At 55.1% G+C, this 24,551-nt stretch carries 18 protein-coding genes; 7 read left to right on the forward strand and 11 right to left on the reverse strand.

Going from position 1 to position 24,551, the window contains the following annotated elements; genetic code table 11:
• Window positions 1-72: 72 nt before the first annotated feature.
• From KP814_RS22455 to KP814_RS22465, 3 genes are all read right to left on the reverse strand, one after another.
• On the reverse strand, window positions 73-2,163 hold the full coding sequence (locus KP814_RS22455; RefSeq protein WP_216738870.1) for a TRAP transporter large permease subunit: 2,091 nt from the start codon (window positions 2,161-2,163) through the stop codon (window positions 73-75).
• A 79-nt stretch (window positions 2,164-2,242) separates the two neighbouring features.
• Window positions 2,243-3,262 (reverse strand): putative solute-binding protein, encoded by a 1,020-nt coding sequence (locus tag KP814_RS22460; RefSeq protein ID WP_216738871.1) that lies wholly within the window; start codon window positions 3,260-3,262, stop codon window positions 2,243-2,245.
• A gap of 63 nt (window positions 3,263-3,325) precedes the next feature.
• Window positions 3,326-4,408 (reverse strand): hypothetical protein, encoded by a 1,083-nt coding sequence (locus KP814_RS22465; RefSeq protein ID WP_216738872.1) that lies wholly within the window; start codon window positions 4,406-4,408, stop codon window positions 3,326-3,328.
• A gap of 341 nt (window positions 4,409-4,749) precedes the next feature.
• Between KP814_RS22465 and KP814_RS22470 the strand changes: the two genes are divergently transcribed.
• On the forward strand, window positions 4,750-5,025 hold the full coding sequence (locus tag KP814_RS22470; protein WP_011394537.1) for an HU family DNA-binding protein: 276 nt from the start codon (window positions 4,750-4,752) through the stop codon (window positions 5,023-5,025).
• A 116-nt stretch (window positions 5,026-5,141) separates the two neighbouring features.
• On the opposite strand, the gene KP814_RS22475 is transcribed toward KP814_RS22470, so the two are convergent.
• From KP814_RS22475 to gshB, 8 genes are all read right to left on the reverse strand, one after another.
• Window positions 5,142-5,531, reverse strand: a complete 390-nt coding sequence (locus KP814_RS22475; RefSeq protein WP_216738873.1) for a helix-hairpin-helix domain-containing protein — start codon at window positions 5,529-5,531, stop codon at window positions 5,142-5,144.
• 76 nt (window positions 5,532-5,607) lie between these two features.
• Entirely contained in the window at window positions 5,608-6,903 is a 1,296-nt protein-coding gene (locus KP814_RS22480; protein WP_216738874.1) for a dihydroorotase, read from the reverse strand.
• On the reverse strand, window positions 6,900-7,904 hold the full coding sequence (locus KP814_RS22485; RefSeq protein ID WP_216738875.1) for an aspartate carbamoyltransferase catalytic subunit: 1,005 nt from the start codon (window positions 7,902-7,904) through the stop codon (window positions 6,900-6,902). Before KP814_RS22485 ends, KP814_RS22480 begins: the two co-directional genes overlap by 4 nt.
• A gap of 59 nt (window positions 7,905-7,963) precedes the next feature.
• Window positions 7,964-8,479, reverse strand: a complete 516-nt coding sequence (gene pyrR, locus KP814_RS22490) for a bifunctional pyr operon transcriptional regulator/uracil phosphoribosyltransferase PyrR (RefSeq protein WP_216738876.1) — start codon at window positions 8,477-8,479, stop codon at window positions 7,964-7,966.
• A complete protein-coding gene (gene ruvX / locus KP814_RS22495) occupies window positions 8,463-8,939 on the reverse strand; it encodes a Holliday junction resolvase RuvX (RefSeq protein ID WP_216738877.1) in 477 nt (158 codons plus the stop codon). Before ruvX ends, pyrR begins: the two co-directional genes overlap by 17 nt.
• Before the next feature lie 43 nt (window positions 8,940-8,982).
• On the reverse strand, window positions 8,983-9,540 hold the full coding sequence (locus tag KP814_RS22500) for a YqgE/AlgH family protein (RefSeq protein WP_216738878.1): 558 nt from the start codon (window positions 9,538-9,540) through the stop codon (window positions 8,983-8,985).
• 94 nt (window positions 9,541-9,634) lie between these two features.
• The gene (locus KP814_RS22505) at window positions 9,635-10,528 is read right to left on the reverse strand and encodes an energy transducer TonB (protein WP_216738879.1); all 894 of its coding nucleotides are present in this window, start codon (window positions 10,526-10,528) and stop codon (window positions 9,635-9,637) included.
• Window positions 10,529-10,534: 6 nt separating this feature from the next.
• Window positions 10,535-11,503 (reverse strand): glutathione synthase, encoded by a 969-nt coding sequence (gshB, locus tag KP814_RS22510; protein ID WP_216738880.1) that lies wholly within the window; start codon window positions 11,501-11,503, stop codon window positions 10,535-10,537.
• 381 nt (window positions 11,504-11,884) lie between these two features.
• On the opposite strand from gshB, the gene pilG reads away from it, so the two are divergent.
• The 6 genes from pilG (at window position 11,885) to KP814_RS22540 (ending at window position 24,548) form a co-directional block, all read left to right on the forward strand.
• The gene (pilG, locus tag KP814_RS22515) at window positions 11,885-12,271 is read left to right on the forward strand and encodes a twitching motility response regulator PilG (RefSeq protein WP_011394528.1); all 387 of its coding nucleotides are present in this window, start codon (window positions 11,885-11,887) and stop codon (window positions 12,269-12,271) included.
• A gap of 59 nt (window positions 12,272-12,330) precedes the next feature.
• Entirely contained in the window at window positions 12,331-12,693 is a 363-nt protein-coding gene (pilH, locus tag KP814_RS22520; RefSeq protein ID WP_011394527.1) for a twitching motility response regulator PilH, read from the forward strand.
• An 18-nt stretch (window positions 12,694-12,711) separates the two neighbouring features.
• Window positions 12,712-13,254, forward strand: coding sequence for a chemotaxis protein CheW (locus KP814_RS22525; RefSeq protein ID WP_127968179.1), 543 nt, complete (start codon window positions 12,712-12,714; stop codon window positions 13,252-13,254).
• A 77-nt stretch (window positions 13,255-13,331) separates the two neighbouring features.
• Window positions 13,332-15,398, forward strand: coding sequence for a methyl-accepting chemotaxis protein (locus KP814_RS22530; RefSeq protein WP_216738881.1), 2,067 nt, complete (start codon window positions 13,332-13,334; stop codon window positions 15,396-15,398).
• A gap of 64 nt (window positions 15,399-15,462) precedes the next feature.
• Window positions 15,463-16,356 carry a protein-glutamate O-methyltransferase CheR gene (locus tag KP814_RS22535; protein ID WP_011394524.1) on the forward strand — a complete coding sequence of 298 codons (894 nt, stop codon included), beginning with the start codon at window positions 15,463-15,465 and terminating at the stop codon, window positions 16,354-16,356.
• Window positions 16,357-16,367: 11 nt separating this feature from the next.
• Window positions 16,368-24,548, forward strand: coding sequence for an Hpt domain-containing protein (locus KP814_RS22540; RefSeq protein ID WP_216738882.1), 8,181 nt, complete (start codon window positions 16,368-16,370; stop codon window positions 24,546-24,548).
• Window positions 24,549-24,551 lie beyond the last annotated feature (3 nt).

Here is a 24,551-nt window from a genome sequence, read left to right on the forward strand (position 1 = left end):
GGCTCTGTCAAAAAACCCGGTTCGCCGGGTTTTTTTATGTCCAGATTTTACCGTCAACGTATCAGAAGCTGGCTAGCTCCATGCTTGATAAGCTAATGGCCCAAAAGCCACGATGACCAAAGCGCTACCCAGCACCAGCAGCGGCATGAGAATACGTTCATGACGTTGATAGAAGCTTCCCCCTTCCATTTGCGCCAAGCGGATTTCCTCTTCTCCAACCACTTGCCGTGTTAATAAATGATTGAGCGCCACTGGTGGGCTTAAATAGCCCAATTCAAAGGCCACCAGGGTCACCATCCAGAAATGAACGGGATCGACGCCATTGTCATAAGCAATCCTGGCGATGGTCGCACTGACGAGAATGACGGCGCCATAAGGGTCCATCACCATCCCTATCACCACTAATATCGCCACCAACATCAGCATGACAATCCAGACACTGGCGAAGCTGTGCGGGAAGATTTCCATCAGGCCAGAACGCTCTATCACGCCACCTACACTGACGGAAAGACCCATTAAGAATAACAGCGCGCCGATATGAGTCGTCGTTTCATTCGTCGCCGAGCGCAATGCCTTCTCAAATCCAGCTTGTTTTCCTTGTTTGGAAGACTCTTTTGTTTCCGCCACGCTTGGTTTTCGATAGCGCTCGTAAATCAGGATAGTCAGCATCATCACCGGCAATATGCGCGGGGCGGTAAACTCATTGAGAGCAACGCCTAATCCCCAGGAATAAACCAGAGCGACGGCGCTGATCGCCAACACATAAGGGATAAGCGGTTTTAACGCGGCCAGCATGGCTGGCGCAGCGACGCGCACCGGAGCCAGCGCAATAGGGCTGCACCGGTTCATGGTCATACTGAAGGCGGCGAACAGCATTAACGTCAGCACGAATACTTTGCCGCCCCAGCCGAACAATTGATCCGTAGTCACTTCCCGGTTCAAATAGGCGATGATCACCACCAGCAGACAAGGACGCAGCACTACGCCAAGGCTGCCGGAAATAGCTGTGGCCGCTAAGGCCAGTTGGCGGCGCGCCCCGGCTTTACGTAGTTCCAGATAGATAACCGAGCCCGCCGCGATCACGAATATGCCCGAGGCGCCGGTATACGCCGTGGGTATGGCGGCGACAGCGATCGCCACAAAGGCGAGCATTTCCGGAGGCATCTTCCAAGGGTGAAATACATTGAACACCAGGCTGGCGAGCCTTGTCTCCTTCAGCATCATGCCAATCCAGACATATAGCCCGACATTCAGGAACATGTCGGATAAATCCATCATCTTATCCAGATAGATACCCACTCCCGCGACATGTCCCTCCAGCATGAAGTAGGTTCCGGATATCAGACACATGGTGGTATACAACGGCACGCTCAGTAACGCTCCGCCAAGGCGGCCCCCTGGCTTGGCGTCATCCGGCGTTTTGATCAACTGCCAGAGGCTCATCAGAGTCAGAGCGCCAAACCCGGACATCCACAACAGATGCAATGCGTCCCGTTGCGGCGATTCGCCGCCATGAGCCACCCCCAACTCACGGAAGGACCAGGAAGACGCGAACAACATCGCATTGGCGATCAGTTGCAAAGCGGTGGAAACACGATGATCCAGCGCCGTCGCCATCGGCCGCATGGCGATATGGTGACGACCGGCGGTCGCAGTGGCCGCGCAGATCAACACCAGAATCACCAGGATAAAGCGCTGAGAAGTCAGGCCAAATGCGATGACGTCCGCCACAAACAGCTCCCCGGCGCGGAACGCCCTCAGCCCTGGGGTGATGCGATCCTTGGTGGCTTCATAGCGCTGAAACTTCTCGACGCACGCGGCCTTGGCGTTGAGTAAAGACGCCCGCAATGTCGCAGGATCGACAGGGTCCGGCTCGAACAATCCCAGATCGTCGGCGGGGGCTTGCTGTTGCGCCATCAATCGCTGCAACTCAGACTCAATATTTGGGTTAGGATTACACTCCGGCGCGACCGGCTCAGTACGCAACTCGTAATATCCCGGCCAAATCGCCTGCCCCATTTGCAGAATTTTATTGTGGATATCGCTGGCGGCGCCGAACGCCACCACCGCCGCCAAAAGCAGACAAACCGGTAATGATGAAAACCACTCCCGCCTGGTCCGGCCGATGGCTACGCCGGACTCATAGGCTAGGGAACCATTCATGATTTAGTGCAATCCAGATGATGTTTGATGACCGCCCGCCGGCCTCCGGGGCTATGCGCCCAAGCCGGAACGGTACGGATTACTCGAGGTTTTCCACGCATTCCGCGGCAGTGGGGTTGGTCTTGCAACGGACTTTACGCATCAGCGTCAAAGCGCGACTGTCGTAGGCGCCCTCGTCCCGCAAAGCAATGCGCACCTCGCGCAGCAACTTGTCGTAGCCTTCCAGCTTTTGCGCCGCCGGGCGCATCCAGTACTCGTCCTTAATCTCCGCTTCCGCATCGCGGATGATTTGGTAGGCTTCCTCATATCGGCCCGCCGCGTACTCCCGCGACAATTGGCCATAGCCTTCGGGGAAGCGGTCCTGGCGAATAATGATCTGGAAGTTCATCTGCGCCAGTTTGTAATTGAACACGCCGCCATCCGGCTCCAGTCCCTTATAAAGCTCCAATGGGGTGTAGGCCACCGCCGGTGCGTAGGCGACATCCACATTGCCGTTATTGAATTTACCGGCGAAGTTGCTGGAGTTAGCGCTCACTACCGAGGCGCCTACACGGCGCACCATTGTTAAAGCCGCGTTGTCGTAATCCAGGGTGGCGACCTTTTTGCCTTGCAACTCCTCTACGGAATCCAGATTACGATCTCGAATAAACAGATAAACGGCGCCGGCAGGTAGAATGCCAGCCACTTCAAACTCACCCTGCGTCAGCAGCGCCGCCGCCTTGGGTTGGTTCAGCGTCTGCAGCAGCAGTTTCATTTCCTCATCGCCAGGGATCGCGCCCATCGCTTCCAATGTGCCGGTAAACCGGTTGAACTCCCGGGCGCGAGTGCCCGTCAATAACACAGCGTCACACTGCCCGGCTTTGAAATCTTCCGCCGCCACCTTTTCGTCGGTGTAAGCGCGCAAATCCAGGTTCACACCCCAACCCAGCGCAGATGGCTTCGCCGTCTTCATGATATTGAACAGTGGACCGTTGGCCCCAATCGGATCAAACACGCAGAACGAACGCGCCACCATTTCCGCGCTGGCGGAACCCGCCAGCGTCATGACGGCGGCGCAGGTCAGAGCCGCCAGTTGTTTTCTTATCGCCCTTGTTTTCATTTTAATTTCCCAGTCGTTAGCCTCTTTGAGATTGATCCGGTGCGCTCTCGCCATGCCGGTCAGCTACAAAATATCGCTGAGATCCACAGTCTCCGCTGTGGTTTGCTTTTTATCGTCCCAGAACTTACCCAACGCGCCCACCGGCGTGCGATGGCCGGTATGCTCCGTCCACATGCGATCGGACAACCCGGTCAGCATGGTCGTCGCCAACTCGTCCAACAGACGCGCCTCGGGAGGGGCTTCTTTGTTAGCCTTGGACTTGGCATGGGCGCGAATAACCTGCTTTACAGCAGCCACATCCCCTTTTCCGTATGCGGCCAGGGCTTGAAATACATGCGCCAGACGCACGCCTGCGCGCTCGCCTTTCTTCGCCGCAGCAGCCAGTCTCAATGATGCGTTCTCGCCCTTGGGTTCAGCGCCAGGCAGCATGGACCAAACTGTCGCGCGAATCGCCATGGGCGCGCCCCACCACTTGTCATCATCCACACATGCTGCGGAGCGTTCGACTTTCGCCGCGATATTCGTGGGTACGCCCAGCCCTGCTCCCGACGCAATTTCGTTGTTAAGCGCCTGCAAGCCGGCAATCATGCCCATCATCCATATGAATTCGTCGTAGTCTTCGTCAAGTTCCGGACAGGCTCCACCAGGTTCGCCATATTGGGCGACGAGATGCTGATAGGCTTCGTAGTTGCGCTTGGCCGCAAGGGTGTTAAAGCGTTTTTGCGCGATTAACGCATCTTCGGCTTCCGCAGCGTCCTGATCCCGAATCGCACGCATATAGCGCAGCTCTTCATTGAGGGCGCGGGATTCTGCGCACATACCGGCGGAGCCGTAGATCATGACAGCAAGAGAATGGGGTTCGTCGCGGACGCGACCAAAGGACATCAACATGGGCGCCAGGGCTTCCGACATGCCGCAGTTCATGGAGACATCGTCCGTGCTGAGAACAAAGGGAGTCTGATGTTCCTGCGCAAAGCCCACCATGACGTCGCCAGTGGTCTTGTACATCACATTGCGCGTCGCGCCGCATCCAGCAAGCGCCAGAGTCATGGCGAGAACCACCGCGCGCTTGCTGGAAAGCCGCTGTCGGACCGGTCTGACGCAATGCAGTAACGCAGATGAAAACCTCAAGAAATGTGGGCTCACAAAAACCTCCCAGTTGCCTTTTGTCTTTATTCTTCGATGTCGCCGCAGCCGGGCGAGCATAGGGGTTTATGCTTAGGACGGGCCAGATTATGGACAAACTGGAAGGTTTTTTGTGAGATGAACGGCACAAAGCGCAATAAATTTGGCACAAAAAGACAAAAAACGATAAATACCGTTACCAAAGCCCCTTTCAAAAAAGGCCGAAATTACGCCGCCGCGCATTTGACAGGGCTCCGGGAGCCGCTATAACTAAAGGAGCGCTGGGCCTGAAGCAGGGTTTGTAGGACTTCGGCTCACAGCGTTCGCCACCAATAACAATACAAACCCGATAGGAGAAGAGTATGCGCAAACCTGAACTTGCCGCAGCGATTGCAGCACGCACGAATTTGTCGAAAAGCAAAGCTGCGGAGGTACTGAACGCGTTAACCGATGAAATAGCCGACGCGGTATCCCGTAATGAAACCGTCTCACTGATCGGATTCGGAACCTTCAGTCAGCGCAATAGGAGCGCACGTACAGGTAAAAACCCCAAAACTGGGGCCGCTATTAAAATTCCTGCCAGCAAAACCGTTGGGTTCAAGGCTGGCAAGCTCTTGAAGGATGCCGTCAATAAATAATAGTAGCGGCGGAAGCCCCGTCCTGCCCGCTATCCGTCCGGACAGGCGGGAACAGGGCGCTTCCGCCGCAGAAGTCTAAGAAGACCTGAAGGATCAGAAGGTTGTAAGCAACGGACTCAGACCGTTATTTTTTCCGCCAGATCCGCAAAGATATCTTCATTGATTCCCTGCACCAGTTTCAGGTCTTCCGGTTTGGAGAACGGCCTCGCTTCAGCAATCTTCTGAGCCGTAGCGCGGCCAATTTTGGGCAAAGCAGTCAGCTGCTTAAGCGTAGCGTGGTTAATGTTGACCAGCTCATCCGCGTCGGCAATGGCCTCTCTCTCCAGTCCACCCTCAGATTGTCGCGCGCTCAGCAACTCGGTCAATTCATCCAGGCGCTTCTCGACAGCGACGATTTCATACTGCAACGCCACCTGTTTATCCAATGCGTCCGCAGTATTGCGGGAGATGTTCGATAACTGATAAATAATAACCAATACCGCTATAAACAGGATGAAAGATCCCATTTCCCAACCTCCTTCAATCAACTCGTCATTGTCTCGTCAAAACTGACAAGCGTCGCCAATAAGTGAACGTGGAATGCTACTCCATCATCAACGCGCGATCATACACCACACGTCCTTCCACAATGGTTTTATAGGCCAGTCCAACCACTTCCGTATCCAGCCATGGGCAATTCTTGCCTTTGGACACCAGATTTGATTCGGTCACCAGCCACTTCTCAGTCGGATCAATCAGCGCCACATCCGCAGCGCTTCCAATCTGTAAGCTCCCCGTAGACAACTCCAGCACCTGCGCCGGACCTGTGGTCAGCGCCCGCATCGCCGCATCCAGACGCAACTCGCCAGACGTCGTCAGCGCAATGATCTGCGGCAATACCAGCTCAATCACCGACATGCCTGAACGGGTTTCCGCGAACGGCGCCAGCTTGGCTGCGCTTTCATGTGGCTGATGATGAGAACAGATGGCGTCGATCACGCCGTCATTCACGCCTTTCAGCAGTGCTTTACGGTCTTCCTCCCGTCGCAGCGGAGGGCGCACATGAAACGCAGGATTAAAGTCTTTGATCACCGCATCGGTGTAAATCAGGTTCGCCAGCGCCACATCACAGGTGACTTTCAGGCCACGACGTTTAGCATCTGCGACCAGCTCGACCGATTTTGCGCAGGACAATTGTCCAAGGTGTATCCGCGCCTCAGTTTCCTCCGCCAGAATCAACCACTGCGCTACCGCCATGGTTTCCGCAATAGCGGGAATACCGCTCAGCCCCAGCAATCCGCTGGTGGCGCCCTCATGTACGCAGCCATCTTTCGCCAGTGCGTAATCTTCCGGGCATACGAATATCGTGATGTCCTGAGAGCAGGCGTATTCCAGACAGCGCTTCATGACCTGATTGTCCCGGAAAGGATAGCGCAGATTGGAAACGCCAACGCAGCCCGCCTCGCGCAGCGCGTGCATTTCGCTCAGTTGCTCGCCGGCCAGCCCTTTGGTCAGCGCGCCGATGGGCAGTATCTTCGCCTTGCCTGCGGTCAGCGCCTGATCGTATATAAGATTGGTCACCGCCGCAGTGTCATTGACGGGCGATGTCGCCGGAGGACAGCATAGCGTAGTAAAACCGCCCTTCACCGCCGCCAGCGACTCGCTGGCGATGCTTGCTTTATGTTCATAACCCGGCTCGCGCAGATACGCACACAGATCCACCAACCCGGGCGTCACCCAGGAACCAGCTGCCTCAATCATCATATCTGCATTGAAGTCGGCTGGCGCCGCGCCGATCGCGACGACTTCGCCATCAGCAATGTATAAGTCCGACTGGGTGTCCAGACTTTGAGACGGGTCGATGATTCGACCGCCTTTTATGAGTATCCGCCCGCTCACGCAACCTCCTCATCCGCTGTCAATTCAGCTATCTGGCCGCTCATCGCCATGGACATGACCGCCATCCGCACCGCAATGCCATTGGTCACCTGATTCAAAATGACGGATTGCGGACCGTCGGCGACGGCGGACTCTATCTCTACCCCCCGGTTGATCGGGCCGGGATGCATGACAATCGCGTCAGGCTTGGCCAAGGCCAGTTTGTCCTGAGACAATCCATAGAGACGGAAGAATTCCTGCTCGCTGGGCAGGAGGGCGCCTTCCATCCTCTCTTTTTGCAAACGCAGCATGATCACCACGTCCACGTCCCGCATACCTTCCTTCATGGAGCTGAACACTTTGACGCCAAACTGGTCAACATAGGGCGGCAGCAGCGTATCCGGCGCAATAACCCGAACTTCCTCGGCTCCGAGCAGGTTTAAGGCTTGAATCTGAGAGCGCGCCACCCGCGAGTGCAGAATATCCCCCACGATGGCGACTTTAAGCCCTTCAAATTTATGCTTGTGCTGGCGAATGGTCAGCATGTCCAACATCGCCTGAGTCGGGTGCGCATGGCGGCCATCGCCAGCGTTAATGACGGAGACTCTTGGCGTCACTGATTTAGCGATGAAATGCGGGGCGCCGCTCTGCGCGTGACGCACTACGAACATGTCCACCGCCATCGCTTCCAGGTTGCGCAGCATGTCGGACAATGATTCGCCTTTGCTGGTGGCGGAGGTGGTGATGTTGATATTCAGAACGTCCGCCGACAAACGTTTGGCGGCCAGTTCAAAGGTAGTGCGGGTGCGGGTGCTTGCTTCGAAGAATAAATTGGCGACGGTTTTGCCGCGGAGTAAAGGAACTTTCTTGATTGATCTGGAGCCGACTTCAATAAAGGTGTCCGCCGTGTCCAGAATGTCCGTGAGATGCTTCCGGCTCAGCCCTTCGATGGTCAGAAAATGTCGAAGATGCTGAAACCGGTTCAACTGCAGGGGACTGAGTTCGTCGTCTATGCTAGGCATGGAAATCAATTCTCAGGTTGATGGATTTCGCCCATGTGTGAACTTGTCGCTAAGGTCTTTCAGCTGGAGCCTGTTTTCTCCCGCAGCTCCACCGCCAAAGGGTCCGGCCCCAGCAGTTTCACACGTTGATTTGACTCCAGCCGCCGGCTGGCGCCGACCACATCCGGCTGTATGGGAAGGTCGCGACCGCCCACATCCATGAGCGCGACGAGAAGGATACTTGCCGGCCGGCCAAAGTCAAAAAGTTCGTTCATGGCGGCCCGAATCGTTCTTCCGCTCATAATCACGTCGTCCACCAGCACGACATCCCGACCTTCTGTTTCGAAAGGCAAAGACGAGGCTTTAACCTTGGGGTTCAAGCCGATGCGAGTGAAGTCATCGCGATAGAATGAGATATCCAGCTCGCCCACCGGGCCATCCCAGCCCAACAGGCTTTGCAGTCGTCGCGCGACCCATACGCCGCCAGTATGGATGCCTACGAGCGCAGGCTTATCGATATTGCGTTCCGCGCAGAGCAGTTTGAGTTTTTCGACCATGTCCCGCATGGCCGCATCAACATCAATCAATGATGTCATCGGATTTTCCTTGTTTACGAGGAGGATGAAGAAATGCGTCCAGATTGTCGGCGTGGGTTTCCAGCCAGCTTTCCACGATAAAGACCGCGGCGATGGAGTCCACAGCGTAGCGTCCGAAGTCGCGATGCCCGTAGCGTTCCCTCACCATGGATTTGGCTTCGCTGCTGGTGAGCCGCTCGTCCGCCATTTCGACGCGCAGATTATATCTCCCGTGCAAACGCCGAGCGAACTTCCTGGCGCGCAACGCCATTTCACTGACGCTGCCGTCCATATTCAAAGGTTCTCCCACGATAACCAGCGCAGGCTTCCATTCTTCCAACAGCGCTTCAATCGCCTCCCATCGGGGGATGCCGTCCTGAGCGGGAATTTCCTTGAGAGGAGAAGCCGTCATCGATACCGACTGTCCGACTGCCGCGCCAAAGCGCTTGAGTCCGAAGTCAAAGCCTACCACTGTCGCCATAATTTACGTGTCGAGCCTCCCGAACGTCCTCTGCGTCACAGCTTCAGGCATGCCCGGAAATCGACGAGAGACGGTGATAATCGATACCCACCCGTCCCAATGCGGAAACGACTTTGTCACTGTCCGGCGTACGGAAAATGATAGCGGAGTCAGCAGGACAGGTGATCCAGAAATTGTTGGAGATTTCCTTCTCCAATTGGCCGGCGCCCCACCCTGCATAGCCAAGCGCCACCAAGGTGCGGTCCGGACCGACGCCGCGAGCCATGGCCTCCAGAATGTCTTTGGAAGTGGTTATACAGATGTCAGGAGCGATCTCAATAGAGGATTGCCAGTCGCCTAAAGGCGAGTGCAGAACGAAGCCCCGCTCAATTTGCACGGGACCGCCGGAATATACCGGCATAGCGATGCCTTCGCCGCCCAGCTCAAGTTGCTCCAGCATATCGCTAAGCCGAATATCCAAAGGCCGATTGATGACGATCCCCATAGCGCCTTCGTCATTGTGGTCGCATATATAGCTGATGGTCCCTTCGAAATTAGGGTCCTTGAGGTGAGGCATGGCAATCAGAAATTGATTGCGTAATGTAGACATTGATGAACTCATGCAGTTGCGGCCTTTTTAACTGCCTGTATAGTTCTAAGCATAAACCAGTTAACCCCGATGCGGCAAAAAACCAAAGGGATTAACCGGAAAGTTGTCATGAATCAGTAGCGTACATGCGCTCTCCAAAAGAGAAAGTACGGATGATTTCCAACAGGTCCGACTCTTTACGCATCTCTTCAGTGAACGGTGGGAATGGCTCAGCGAGGCGGATAATCCGGACCACCGCGTCGTCCAATATCTTGGCGCCGGAAGAGGACAGGATATTGATTTCCTGCACTTGCCCATCAGGCTCAATGATGACGGCTACGCGAACTTTCCCTTCCAGCTTGCGCTTACGCGCCTCTTCCGGATAGTTGATGTTGCCAATGCGCTCCAACTCCCGACGCCACTCTTCCATATAATACGCGCTGGCGGTCTTTCTCGCCGACACCGCCGTCAAACGCGTCACGCGGGGACGCTTGGCGTACGCCTGTTGCTGTTCGGAAAGCTTCGCCTCCAAACTGGCGATCTCCAGACTGCGCTGCAGCAACTGACTGCGCTCTTCTGGAGGAGCCTCTTCCGGATTATCCTTCTTTGGCTTTTCCGACATGCTCATGTCACGATCGGAAGTCTTGTTCGCAACCACCTGACGTTCGGCAGAGGCTTCCCTGGGTTTTACCGCTTCAGGCTGAAGCTGCGCGACTTCATGAGTTTCTATATCACGGAAGTCCGCCTGCTCAGTGGTAGTGAGCTCTTTCTTATCTTCTTCCGAACCACTGCCTTTTTGATTGGACTGCGCGAGAAAGTCGGCGTCCTCCGGCTCTTCTTTATCATCAAATTGAGCCAGGGTGACCTCGACTGTCAGAGGAACAGGGCGCTCTGGTTCGATAGTAAAGGTAATTCCCAACACAATCGCCGCATGTACGGCGATAGCGAAGAACATACAAAAACCCAGGCGATCAAAAGCGGTGACTCCCGCAGCCGGAGAAGAAAGCGACTTATCACTCATATTTATTTAAACAACAATATCCCGACGTGACTTTAATAAAGACGACAAATAATCCATTAATTGTCCCGCTATATCCAAATGATAAAGTTTATCCAACTCTCTAATACAGGTAGGACTAGTGACATTTATTTCTGTGAGGTAGTCGCCAATTACATCCAGTCCAACAAAGTGCAGACCCTTCTCTTTTAACACCGGTCCGACGCGTGCGCAGATTTCTTTATCCCGCTCACTCAGTTCGCGACCTTCGCCGCTGCCTCCCGCCGCCAGATTGCCGCGGTTTTCGCCCTGCGACGGAATCCGGGCCAATGCATAGGGAACCGGCTCGCCGTTGATCATCAGAATACGCTTATCGCCGTCTTTGATCTCCGGCAAATAACGCTGCGCCATAATCTGGCGACGCCCATTGTCCGTGAGCGTTTCGAGAATAACGCCAAGGTTAAAGTCCCCGGCTTTCACGCGGAAGATGGACTTGCCGCCCATGCCGTCCAACGGCTTGAACACCACATCCTCATGCTCCGCAAAAAAGCGGCGCAGGCGCATGACGTCGCGGCTGACCAAAACAGGCGGGCACAGATCCGGGAACTGGGTGGCGAATAACTTCTCGTTACAATCGCGCAGGCTCTGGGGCCGATTAACCACCAGCGCGCCCTCGCGCTCTGCTGCTTCTAGGATGTGGGTGGCGAACACGAATTCACTATCCACTGGCGGATCTTTGCGCATCAGAATCAGGTCAAGCGACGCCAGCTCATCCACAAATTCGTCCTGAATCTCGAACCAACTGGAAGGGTCGTCCGCCACCTGCAGCGTGCGCATCCGCGCATAGGCCCGCCCCTGCTCCAGGTACAGATCTTCCTGTTCCATGTAATACACGGACCAACCGCGTTTTTGGGCCGCCAACAGCATCGCGAGCGTGCTGTCTTTTTTAACGTTGATGTCGGCGATGGGGTCCATCACCACACCCAACCTGATAGTCATATCCGCACCTACTTAAATGCGTTAAAAGACGGTTGCAAAAATTAACTGGGCGCCCGGTAAACGGGCGGGCATAATGATGCCACTTTCCGGGCCCAAAGCCCACTTCTGTACTATCTTATTTTCTGTACTAGTCTGCTAATTAAAAGGTAGTCAGGTTCCAATTGTTAAGGTTGTTAGTGGTTTTGTGACATTTATACACAAAGATTTTCTTTGCCTTACTGGGCATCTGAACTATAAATAGTATTTACTTATAGATTGCGTTGTAATTCTATGTTAAAAAAGCCATTAACATGTCTGACGCCGCTTTCCGACGTAAATCAGCCAGCCGAATTAGTGACTCACACAACGAAAACATGACCTCATTACCAGGGCCATATTGAGATGGAAGATAACTTTGAAAACCTCAAAATTATGGTGATTGACGATAGCAAGACGATTCGTCGTACTGCCGAAACGCTTCTAAAAAAAGTCGGCTGCACTGTAATTACCGCGACAGACGGTTTCGACGCCTTGGCAAAAATCGCCGATTCTCACCCGGACATCATTTTTGTCGATATAATGATGCCCCGGCTCGACGGCTACCAGACCTGCGCGCTTATTAAAAACAACAGCGCATTCAAGAGCACTCCCGTTATCATGCTGTCAAGCAAAGACGGACTCTTCGACAAGGCCAAGGGACGCATTGTGGGGTCGGACCAGTATTTGACCAAGCCTTTCAGCAAGGACGAACTACTGGGTACAATTCGAAATCATTTGCCGAAGAAATGATGTCAGTTTATTAAGCTACACTTTTTTTACAGGGTTACACATGAGTTTTCGGGGGAATTATGGCTCGCATACTTATCGTAGATGATTCGCCAACTGAGGTCCGCAAGATCTCAAGTATTCTGGAAAAGCATCAACACGAAATCTTAACCGCCGACAACGGCGCCGACGGCGTGGCGCTAGCCCGCTCGGAAAAACCTGACCTTGTCCTGATGGACGTCGTTATGCCCGGATTGAACGGATTCCAGGCGACTCGTCAGCTGACTCGCGCAGAAGAAACCGCCAATATTCCGGTGGTTATCGTCACTACCAAAGACCAGGAAACTGACCGTGTATGGGGTACGCGTCAGGGAGCCAAGGGCTATCTGGTCAAACCTGTCAATGAAAGCGATCTGATCAATACGATCAACGAGCTCATCAGATAGGCGGAGCCACTTTTTATCATGTCAATTACTACGGACCCGTTTGCCGTACTTGCCGAGATTGAAGCCAAGAGCAAGGCCTTAGCAGAGGGTTTGCCTGCGCAGGAAGACGTCATTGAGTTATGGAACGGAATCGGTTTCTCTCTGGCGGGACTTAACTTCGTCGCAGCAATGGGAGAGGTGGTTGAAATCCTCCCGGTCCCCCGTTTCACACAAATTCCAGGCGTTAAAACCTGGATGCAGGGCGTCGCCAACGTACGTGGGCGGCTTCTTCCTATAATGGACCTGACTTCTTTCTTCGAGCTGCCGCAACAAACCCGCAGCACGAGAAACAGGCGCGTACTGGTCATTGAGCAGGGCGATGTTTTCAGCGGCCTGATAGTGGACGGCGTGCTTGGCATGCAGTACTTCCCGGTGGACAGCTTCCAAAAGGACGCGCCGGATATCCCGGAAGTGCTGAGACCTTACGTAAGCGGCTTTTACGCCCGTAGTAACGAACGCTGGATTGTATTCGATACGACCAGTCTGGTGGCAGATTCCAATTTCATAAACGTAGCGCAGTGAGAAATCGCTGCGCAGCTATTACAGCGTCTGCTACGCTGTTAGATGGTTAGAGTTGAAAAGGCTGGGGAGCCAAAGCAATGATATCAATATCTGGAAAAACTTCGTCCGGACAGGGTGCGAACCCTATTCAGCTAGCCATGTATGGCGTGGTGATTGTGGCGGTAATCGCCCTTCTCTACGTTATATTTACGGTAAACCTTAACGCGAGTCAGGATAAGACCTACATCAGTTACGCTTCCGAGCTGCGGGTACTTTCTCAGGAGATCGCAAAGAACTCCTCGGAGGCCGCTGACGGTAAATCGCAGGCTTTCGAAGAATTGCGCCGCTCCCGGGACGATTTCCAACGCTTGTGGGATTATCTGACCAAAGGCAACCCTGAGCGTAACCTGCCTGCCGTAGAAAGCGTGCAGATGTCTAACGTAACCGGCCTGTGGGACGACGTACGTGAGGCGGCGGACCAGATCCTCGGCTCCAAAGACACCGTTCTGCAGTTGCACCAGGTCGCCATCACACTCAACGACACCATTCCCCAGCTACAGGTTGAGTATGACGACGTTGTACAGATTCTTTTGGAAAACAACGCGCCCGCCGATCAGGTCGCGGTAGCCCAGCGTCAGTCACTGCTGGCGGAACGTATTGTACGAAGCGTTAACAAGGTACTCGCCGGTGGCGAGGACGCGGTAACCGCTGCCGACCGTTTCGGCCGCGACGTAAACTTGTTCGGTCGCGTACTGAACGGGATGGTCGAAGGCAACCAGGTTATGGGCATCACCAAAGTGGCTGACGAAGACGCTACTTTCGGTCTGGAAGCCATCGCGGAACTGTTCGAATTCGTTAACGAAAACGTAGACACCATTCTTGAAACGTCCCCTGAACTGTTCCGGGTGCGTGAAGCTGCGAACAACATCTTTGAGAAATCTCAGGCGCTGTTGACCGAGACTTCCAAACTGAACGAAGTATTCCAGACTCAAGCTGAAGGCCGTCTGGTTAGTGACCAATTGGGTTACGCCCTGCTGTTCCTCATCATCGTTGCGATCTTGATCATCTTCTACATCGGTTCTCAGGAATCCAAGAAGCGTTACGAAAAAGAGGCTTCCCAGAACGAGCAGAACCAGAACGCGATCCTGCGACTGCTGGACGAACTGGCCGACCTCGCGGACGGCGACCTGACTACAGAGGCGACGGTAACCGAGGACTTCACGGGCGCGATCGCCGACTCCATCAACTTCGCGATCGACCAGATGCGTCAGTTGGTAACCTCCATTAACGAAACCGCTGTACGGGTAGCGGGCGCAGCCCAGGAAACCCAGGCGACTGCGATGCATCTGGCCGACGCTTCCGAGCACCAGGCGCAGGAAATCGCTGGCGCATCCGCGGCGATCAACGAGATGGCCGTTTCTATCGACCAGGTATCTTCCAACGCCGCCGAATCAGCAGCGGTTGCGGAGCGGTCGGTTGCGATCGCGAAGAAAGGCGCAGAAATCGTACAGTCTACTATTCGCGGCATGGATAACATCCGTGAGCAGATCCAGGAAACTTCCAAGCGGATCAAGCGTCTGGGTGAATCATCCCAGGAGATCGGGGATATCGTATCGTTGATCAACGACATTGCCGACCAAACCAACATTCTGTCTTTGAACGCTGCGATCCAGGCATCTATGGCCGGTGACGCAGGTCGAGGCTTCGCGGTTGTTGCGGACGAGGTACAGCGCCTTGCGGAACGTTCCTCTGCAGCGACCAAGCAGATTGAGGCACTGGTAAAAACCATCCAGACAGACACCAACGAGGCGGTAATCTCCATGGAACAAACCACCGCAGAGGTGGTGCGTGGAGCGCGCTTCGCACAAGACGCGGGTGTCGCCCTGGAAGAAATCGAGAACGTATCGAAAAACCTTGCGGACTTGATCCAGAACATCTCGAACGCCGCACGTCAGCAGTCGTCTTCAGCAGGTCACATTTCCAATACGATGAACGTTATCCAGGAAATCACCTCGCAGACTTCCGCAGGTACGAACGCGACAGCGAAGTCCATCGGTAAACTGGCGGAACTGGCCAACCAGCTGCGTAACTCTGTAGCAGGTTTCAAGCTGCCTGACCAGGTAGGTCACAGCAACGAGGAAGACCTGGACATCGACGCCGCCTAAACCTGTGTTGATGTTCCAATGACCTATCGTCCGACAACAGCAAGGACACGACTAAGGCGCCACTATGGCGATCAATGATGGCACTGAAGTTGAGGGATCATGGAGTTTAAAAACCCTGCCGCCAATGGAAGATCAGGAATTCTTCCGGTGGCAGGCGTTGCTGGAAAAGCGCACTGGAATGAACTTGCCAATACAGCGCAAGACATTTCTGCAGACCAGCTTGGGCATTCGGATGAGGGAAATCGGCTGCCCCTCCTATCAGGAGTACTTTCACAAAATCGTTGACAGTCCATCCGGCGTCGTCGAATGGGCCATCCTGGTAGATCGGCTGACGGTTCAGGAAACCCGGTTTTACAGAGACGAAGATGCGTTTGGATTGGTCAAGGATTATCTGCTGACCCGGCCGGTTGAAGCACTGGCCAAGTCCACCATCGAAGCCTGGAGCGTAGGCTGCTCAACCGGAGAAGAGCCTTACACGCTGGCCATGATCATCGAAGAGTGTCTTGAAGCTCTGGGATTGGCCAAGTACTACGGCGTTACCGGCACGGACATATCCTCGCCGGTGCTGGAGAAGGCTCGAACCGCTGTTTATCCGGCACGCAAACTGGTCACCCTGAACGAAGAACGCAAAGAGAAATTTTTTGAAAAGCGTAACGGGAATCTCTACGCAGTTATCCCGCGCTTGAAAGAGAGAGTGTGTTTTGCAAGGGTTAACGTGCTTAACCTTAAAGACGCGCCGATGCATGGCATGAACATTATTTTCTGCCAGAACTTATTGATTTATTTCAGACGCTGGCGGCGGAAGGAAATTCTTAACCGCTTGGCTGAACGCCTGGTGCCAGGTGGCATTCTGGTATTGGGACTGGGAGAAATCGTTGACTGGACCCACCCTCTTTTGCAGCGGGTCGGAAGTGACAAAACTCTCGCTTTTATCAGGCGAAACGAGCGCAACAGTTAATTGGAGAAGTTATGGCGGGCAACCATGACTATGTAGCTCTTGATTGGGTTAAGGGCGAAATCGACAGTACACTTAAGCAAGCGCAGTTAGCGCTTGAGGACTACGTCAACAACACTGAAGACAGCGCCAAATTACGCTTTTGTCTGAATTACATACATCAGGTCCATGGAACTCTGCAGATGGTCGAGTTCTATGGCGCCGCCTTGTTGGCGGAAGAAATGGAGAAGTTGGCGCAGGCAGTCCTGCAGGAAACCGTTCCGCACCCCGATGAAGCCATCGAAGTGCTGATGCGGGCGATTCTGCAACTGCCTAACTATCTTAACCGCCTGCAGTCAAGCCGGCGCGATCTGCCCGTCATTCTGCTGCCGATTTTGAACGACCTGCGCGCTTCGCGCGGTGAATCGCTGCTTTCCGACACATCACTGTTCACCCCTGACCTTTCCATGGCTCGCGTCGCGGCGCCGCCAGGAGTGAACCAACGCCTGCACGACGACAAAGTCATCATGCAGTTGCGCAAGTTACGGCAAATGTATCAGTTCGCCCTCGCCGGAGTTATCCGCGAAAGCGAGCTGCCGGCTAACTTCAGCTATATGGGCAAGGTCTTCAAACGCCTTGAGTCCCTCTGCCGCGATACCGCGCAAGGACAGATCTGGCGGGTTGCTCATGCCTTCATCGAAGCCTTGGTGAATAACGGCATCGACCTGTCTTCCGCGATCAAGAACCTGTTGCGCGCGCTGGATTACCGCATCAAGAAAGTCATTGATGAGAACATCGACATTCTGGTGCAGGCGCCGCCTGAAGATTTACTGAAGCACTTGCTCTACTACGTCGCTCGTTCCGACGCCCGCACCCCCGCCATAGAAGGCGTGCGTGAAGATTACCGTCTGGATCAGGCTCTCCCCAGCGACGAAGAAGTGGATATCGAGCGTCAGAAAATGTCCGGCCCGGACAAAGGCGCGATTGAATCCGTAGTAGAAGCGCTTAACGAAGAGCTGGCCCGGGTTAAAGACCAACTGGACCTGTTCGTCCGGGGCGAATTCAAAGATAGCAGCGACTTGGCGGAGCTATTGCCGGGGCTGCATCAGGTCGCCAACACCATGGCGGTTCTGGGCCTGGGTATTCCCCGTAAAGTGGTGCAAGAGCAGATCGATTTAATTGATACCCTGTCCTCTGGTACGGATACGCCAGACGACAACGTATTGATGGACATCGCCGGAGCGCTCCTCTACGTCGAAGCCACGCTTAGCGGCTTCAGCGACGACGCAGGCTCACAGCGCGCCAGCAGCGGCGACAACGCTGGCGGCGCAGCGATACCGAAAGAGCAGGTCGACAACGCTCACGAAGCGGTTATTCGTGAAGCCCGTAACGGCCTGGAGCAGGCGAAAACCGATATTGTCGAGTACATCGCCTCTCACTGGGATCGCTCCGAAATTGAAAGCGTGCCGAAGCTGCTGCAGAGCATCCGCGGCGGACTGCGCATTATCCCGCTGGAGCGCGCCGCCGATCTGTTGGACGCCTCCGCGCGATATATCCAGGACCGGTTGCTCGACAGCGACCAGTCTCCAGACTGGAACCAATTGGATACGTTGGCCGACGCCATCACCAGTATTGAGTACTATTTGGAGCGTCTGAGCGAAGGCAGCCAGGACAACGAGTTGATTCTGCAGGTTGCTGAAGAAAGCCTGGCGCAACTGGGCTATCCGGTGGGCGACGCCGTCGCCATCGCGCCGCAGACCGTGGCGGGCACTGCGCCGACAATGTCCGCGCCGCCCGAGTCGTCACGCGACAAAGCCTCCGACAAGGAGCTTATCGACGACGAAATCGTCGAAATCTTTGTCGAAGAAGCAGAAGAAGTTCTTGCGACCATTCACAATTATTTCCCCAGCTTCCAAAGCAATCCTGACGATCAGGTCGCCCTGGCGGAAATCCGTCGCGCATTCCATACCCTGAAAGGCAGCGGCCGTTTGGTCGGCGCCACCACACTGGGCGAGTTGGCCTGGAGTGTGGAGAACATGCTTAACCGCGTGATCGACGGTTCCATTACCGCCACGCTGGAAATGTTCGAACTGCTGGAAGGCGTGATCAACAAGCTGCCTGAGCTGATTGAGCGCTTTAAGACTGGTCAGGAAATCAACGATGTAGATCAGTTCGTCGCTAAAGCCGAAGCGCTGGCGGCGGCCCGTCGCCTCTCCCGTGAGAAAAGCTCGGCGTCAGATATCGATCTGTCCGTCCCCAAAGAAGAGCCCGCTCCTGCTCCAGTTGAAGAACCTGTAGCGGCTTCCGAACCAGAAGCGCCTGTTGTTGAAGAAACACAGCCAGAGCCCATTGAGCCACCGTCTATCCCTGAGCCCGTCGCTGAAACCGTAGAGGTTCCAGAACCGGAGGAAGAAGACGAAGATGACATGATCGATGACGAAATCATCGAAATCTTCGTCGAAGAAGCGGCTGAAGTACTGGACACCATTGGTCAGTACCTGCCCTCTTATGTGGCCAGTTACGACAATCAGGAAGCATTGATCGAAGTTCGCCGCGCCTTCCACACATTGAAAGGCAGCGGTCGCCTGGTCGGAGCTACGCTCGTTGGCGAATTGGCCTGGTCTATTGAGAATCTGCTGAACCGTATCATCGACGGCACTATTTTCATGAGCCAGGATATTGGCGAGCTGATGCAGGCTGTGACCAAAATCCTTCCTGACCTTGTCGAAGACTTCAAACTGCGTCGTAAGCCCAGCCATAATACGCAACCGTATATGGATCAGGCTCACGCCATCGCCAAGGGCGAGATTCCCAAGCCTTTGAAGCTCGATCAGGACGCTTCCGCCAGCGAGTCAGGCGAGCCGACCCTGGACATCGACCCGGCCCTGAAAGACATTTTTAAGGCGGAAACAGAAAGCCATCTTGAGACGCTGGCGACGTTCACCGCCAAAGCCGCCGCCAATGGCGAGCCTACGCCGATTACGGACGAAATCTCCCGCGCCATGCATACGCTCAAAGGCAGCGCCAATACCGCTGGCATTGAGCCTATCGCCACCGTAGTGGTGCCGCTTGAGAAATTTGTCAAAGAAGCCCGCGCTCGCGGCGTCAGTGTGGACAGCGACATTCGCGAACTGTTGCAGGAAGGCGCAGGTTTTGTGCGTCGCGGCCTGGATCAAATTGAAAGCACACCGCTGAAGCCGCTGGACGGCGCCAACGAATACCTGGAGAAGCTGGCTACCGTCAGCAATCGCATCCTGACTAACGCCGCGCAAAGCGATGTGCTGCAGGCCACCAGCAAGCCCGATCCGCAACTGATCAATCTGTTCTTAACAGAAGGTGTTGATATTCTGCTGGACGCCGAGCGCATACTTAATGAGTGGAGCCAGGATCCGAACTCCAAAGAAGATTTGAACAAGCTGGTCACTGAGCTGACCACCTTGTCCCGCGGCGCAGAAGTGGCCGGCCTGGAAGATGTCGCAGAGCTTTCCCGCGCGCTGGAAACCGCTTATGAGCTGGCGGAAGCTGGCGGCGCCAACACAGACGATCGTTTCTTCACTATCGCGAAACGCGGTCATGACGTGCTGATCAGCATGATGGACCAGGTTGCAGCGGGTCTCGCCACGCAGCCTGACGCATCATTGATTCAAGAGCTATACGCCCTGGCCAAGCCAGTTGAATCAGCGCCTGCAGGGGATGTTCCTCCCGTCGCGGAAGTCGCCGAAGAAGAAAGCCTGGAACCAGTCGCCCACTCAGCGGATGACGAGATTCCTCTTCTGGACGACGTAATCATCGAAGAGGCGGAAGAAGACGATCTCGCCGAAGATATTAATTTTGATATTGGTCTGCCTGAAGAGCCGGAGGTGATTGAACCTTCAGCAAGCTTCATGGAGGAGATCGAAGAAACGCCTGCGCCTGTCGCTTCCGGCGGCGTAGTGTACGAACTGGACCCAGAGCTAGCGGACGTGTTCCTGCAGGAAGCCCAGGACATCATTCAATCCTCCGCGGATGTTATGCAGCAGTGGTCGCAGGATCTTCATAACATTGCGTTAGTTCAGCAATTACAGCGCGATCTGCACACTTTGAAAGGCGGCGCCAGACTGGCGGGCATTCCTCCTATCGGCGACCTCTCCCATGAGCTGGAAAGCCTGTTCGAAGGTATCGTAGAACAGCGCGTCACGCCGGATGAAGAAGCCAGCAACTTGTCTTTGCTGGCGCACGACACCCTGGCGGGCATGGTCGACTCCGTCACCGCCACGCGCACCTGTAATGACGCTCAGGATCTGATCGACGCCCTGCACGCTTATCTGTCCGGCGAGCGCTCGGCAGAAGACGAAGAGGATGAAGGCGACGAGGTTTCCTACGACGAAGCCAGTCTGCCGACGATGGATTTCAACGAAGAGGAAGAAATTCCTGTCCTTGAGGAAGTCGCGCCCCTTGATCCAGAAATGGTCGAAATCTTCCTTGAGGAAGCTCAGGACATTATCCAGCGCACCGGCGAGACCATGCATAGCTGGTCTGAAGAGCTGGGCAATCTGGAGCATTTAAAAGAACTGCAGCGTGATCTGCATACGCTGAAAGGCGGCGCCAGAATGGCGGAGATCAAGTCCATCGGCGACTTGGCTCACGAGCTGGAAACGCTGTTTGAAAGAATGACAGAGGGCCGTCTGTCGCCAGAACCCGCCATGGTTGGTCTGGTGATGGAGTGTCACGACCGTCTGGCGGGCATGGTGGACGCCGTCGCCCAGAACCAGGTGGCCTCCCCTGCTCGCGACTTGATCGGCCGTGTTCACGACATGGCGCAAGGTGCCGGTCATCACTACGCGGATGGCGAAGACGACTATATCGTTGACGCACATCCGGAAGTGGAAGCCGCTGTTGAAACTTCTCCTGAGTCCCAGGTGGATCAAACGGCTATAGAGCTGGAAGGTCTTGCTGACGCCGAAGAGATCACTGCGGAGCCTGCGCCGGTTGAAGAAGCGCCCATCGAGAATCCAGTTTACGACATCAGTGGCCTGGATCAGGAACTGGTTTCCATCTTCCTGGAAGAAGCCAATGAATTGGTGGACTCCACCGCCCGCAACCTGCAGAGCTGGTTGGGCGAACTCGAAAATATCGAGCATGTGAAGGAACTGCAACGCGCCCTGCATACGTTGAAAGGCGGCGCGCGTATGGCGGAAATCAAGCCTATCGGCGATTTGGCCCACGAACTGGAAACATTGTTCGAGGGTATTGTCGAAGGTCGTTTCCTGGCGGAACCGTCACTGTCTGACTTGATGCTGGCCTGCCATGACCGTCTGGCGGAAATGGTGGATAGCGTCACTAGCAACAGCCCGGTGCGCGCGGCAAACGATCTCGCCCAGCAAGTCATCAAATACTGCGCGCAACATGATCTGGCGGCGAAAGGCCCTCATGATCGCGAAGACACCATTTTGGACATCGAGCGCGAACAGCAGTCTCTGCTGGATTCCGCTCAGGAAACCAGCGACGAAGATCTGCGCAGCATATTCCTGGACGAATCCAGGGACATCATGGACGCAGTGATTGACTGCTTTGATCGCTGGAAAGCCAATCCAGATAATATTACGCCGGCGAAAGAGCTGGTTCGGGACCTGCAAACCCTGAACGGCGGCGCCAAGCTGGCGAATATCGACAGCGTGCATGCTCTCACTGAAGCGCTCACCGAGCGTATGGAGAGCGTCGTCGACGGCAAGCATCAGGTGCCTGACGAACTGATTACGCTGGTGGACCGCTCCATCCGTTACATCGGTCGCCTACTGGATCAGATTGAACAACTGGAGCAACCAGAAGTTCCCAATGAACTGATCCGCGAACTGAAAGAAGTCGGTAGCGGCGAAGAACTGCCCGCTACTGAGTTTGCGTTGGATGTCGACCCGGAAATCCTGCAAGTCTTCGTAGAAGAAGCGAATGAGCTGCAGGCCAGTCTGGAGCGCGAATTCAACGACTGGACCCGTGAGCCCCGCAACAGCGTACATGCGGACTCCATGTCCCGCGCATTGCATACGCTGAAAGGCGGCGCGCGTCTGGCGACCTTGACCAACATCGGCGACCTGGCGCAGGAAATCGAATCCGTCGTCAAAGAAGCTTATGACCACAAGCATGAGCTGGACGACGCCCTGCGCAGTGAAATTGAGATCCTGTTCAATCGCCTGAAGAGCGAAATCGGTCAGGTTAAAAACTTCTACAGCAGTCAGCAAGAAGCCGAAGTGGAAGCTGTAGCGGCGGAAGCGCCGAAGAGCGAACCTGAGGCCCTGGCTGAACGCATGGTGCAAATGCAGCGTGAGCAAGCCGTTCCCGCTGTCAAAAAAGAAGAGCCGGCCAAAACCGAGATACAGCCCGCACAACCTGCGGCGCAACGTCAGGCGGCCGCGGAAACCGTCAGGGTCTCCGCCAACCTGCTCGACAACCTGGTTAACCTCGCGGGTGAAACCAGTATCACCCGTGGTCTGCTTGAACAGCAGATCAGTGACTTCACCTACACGTTGGAAGAGATGCAGTCCACCATCGACCGTCTGCGCGAGCAGTTACGTCGGATGGACATGGAGACGGAAGCTCAGGTTCTGTTCCGCATGGAAAAAGAAAGCGGCGTCAAATACGAAGACTTTGACCCGCTGGAAATGGACCGTTACTCCTCTATCCAGCAATTGTCGCGAGCGTTAAGCGAGTCCTCCTCGGACTTGACCGACCTTCGTGAAACCATGATGGATAAGGCCCGTGACGCGGAAACCCTGCTGCTGCAACAATCCCGCATCAATACGGAGCTGCAGGAAGGGTTGATGAAAACCCGCATGGTTCCGTTCACCTCGATCGTGCCCAGGCTGCGCCGTATCATCCGGCAGGTAAGCTCCGAACTAGGCAAGAAAGCCGACTTCGAAGTGTACAACCCGGAAGGCGAGCTGGACCGTACCGTATTGGAGCGCATGCTGGCGCCGTTGGAGCACATGCTGCGTAACGCGATCGACCACGGGGTGGAAATGCCCGAGCAGCGTCGCGCCAAAGGCAAATCGGAAACCGGACGCATTGAGTTGTCGGTAGGCCGTGAAGGCGGCGACGTTGTACTGATTCTTTCCGACGACGGCGGCGGCATCAACGTCGACGCGGTCAGAAATAAAGCCATTAAGAGCGGCTTGATCGACGAAGGTACGCACCTTAGCGATCACGATATGCTGCAGTTTATCTTCCAGGCAGGCTTCAGCACCGCGGAGAAAGTTACTCAGATTTCCGGACGCGGCGTCGGTATGGACGTTGTGGCCAGCGAGATCAAACAGCTTGGCGGACGCGTCACTATTGACTCCAAGCCTGGCCACGGCACGCGCTTTATCGTCCACCTGCCGTTCACGGTTTCTGTGAACCGGGCGCTGATGGTGAACACCGGCGAGGACTATTACGCGATTCCGTTGAACACAATTGAAGGTATCGTGCGCGTCAGCACCTACGAGTTGGAGGAGTACTACAAACCCAACGCGCCGCTGTACGAGTACGCAGGTCAAAAATATCGTCTGCAGTACCTGGGCAGCCTGTTGAAGAGCGAACACCATCCGAAACTGCAAGGTCAGCCTCTGCCCTTGCCGGTCATTCTGGTGCGCGGCGGCGGCGATCAGCCTTTGGCCCTGCAGGTGGACAGCTTGATGGGCTCCCGCGAGATCGTTGTAAAAGGTCTCGGCACCCAGTTTTCTTCAGTGCGCGGCGTCTCCGGCGCCACCATCCTGGGGGATGGTAGCGTGGTCGTGATTCTTGACTTGCCTGCGCTTATCCGCAGCGACATGTCTCACTACGGCCCAAGCCTCATTCCGACGCTCAAACCAGCCGGGGAGCCTGCGCGCGCAGCATCCGGCCCAACCACCGTTATGGTGGTGGACGACTCGGTTACGGTACGGAAGGTTACTTCCCGTCTGCTGGAACGGAACGGTATGGAAGTCATTACCGCGAAGGACGGTGTGGACGCGATCGCACTGTTGCAGGATCACAAACCAGACGTCATGTTGCTGGATATAGAAATGCCGCGTATGGACGGATTCGAAGTGGCGAGTCTGGTGCGTCACGACGAGCGCCTGAAAGATGTGCCGATCATTATGATCACCTCGCGTACCGGACAGAAACACCGCGAGCGTGCTATTTCAATCGGCGTTAACGAATATCTCGGTAAACCCTTCCAGGAAAAAATTCTGCTTGAGACGATAGAACGACTAGTGGAATAACTG

It is taken from the genome of Hahella sp. HN01 (assembly GCF_018986435.1).
In the GTDB taxonomy this organism is placed as follows: Bacteria; Pseudomonadota; Gammaproteobacteria; order Pseudomonadales; family Oleiphilaceae; genus Hahella.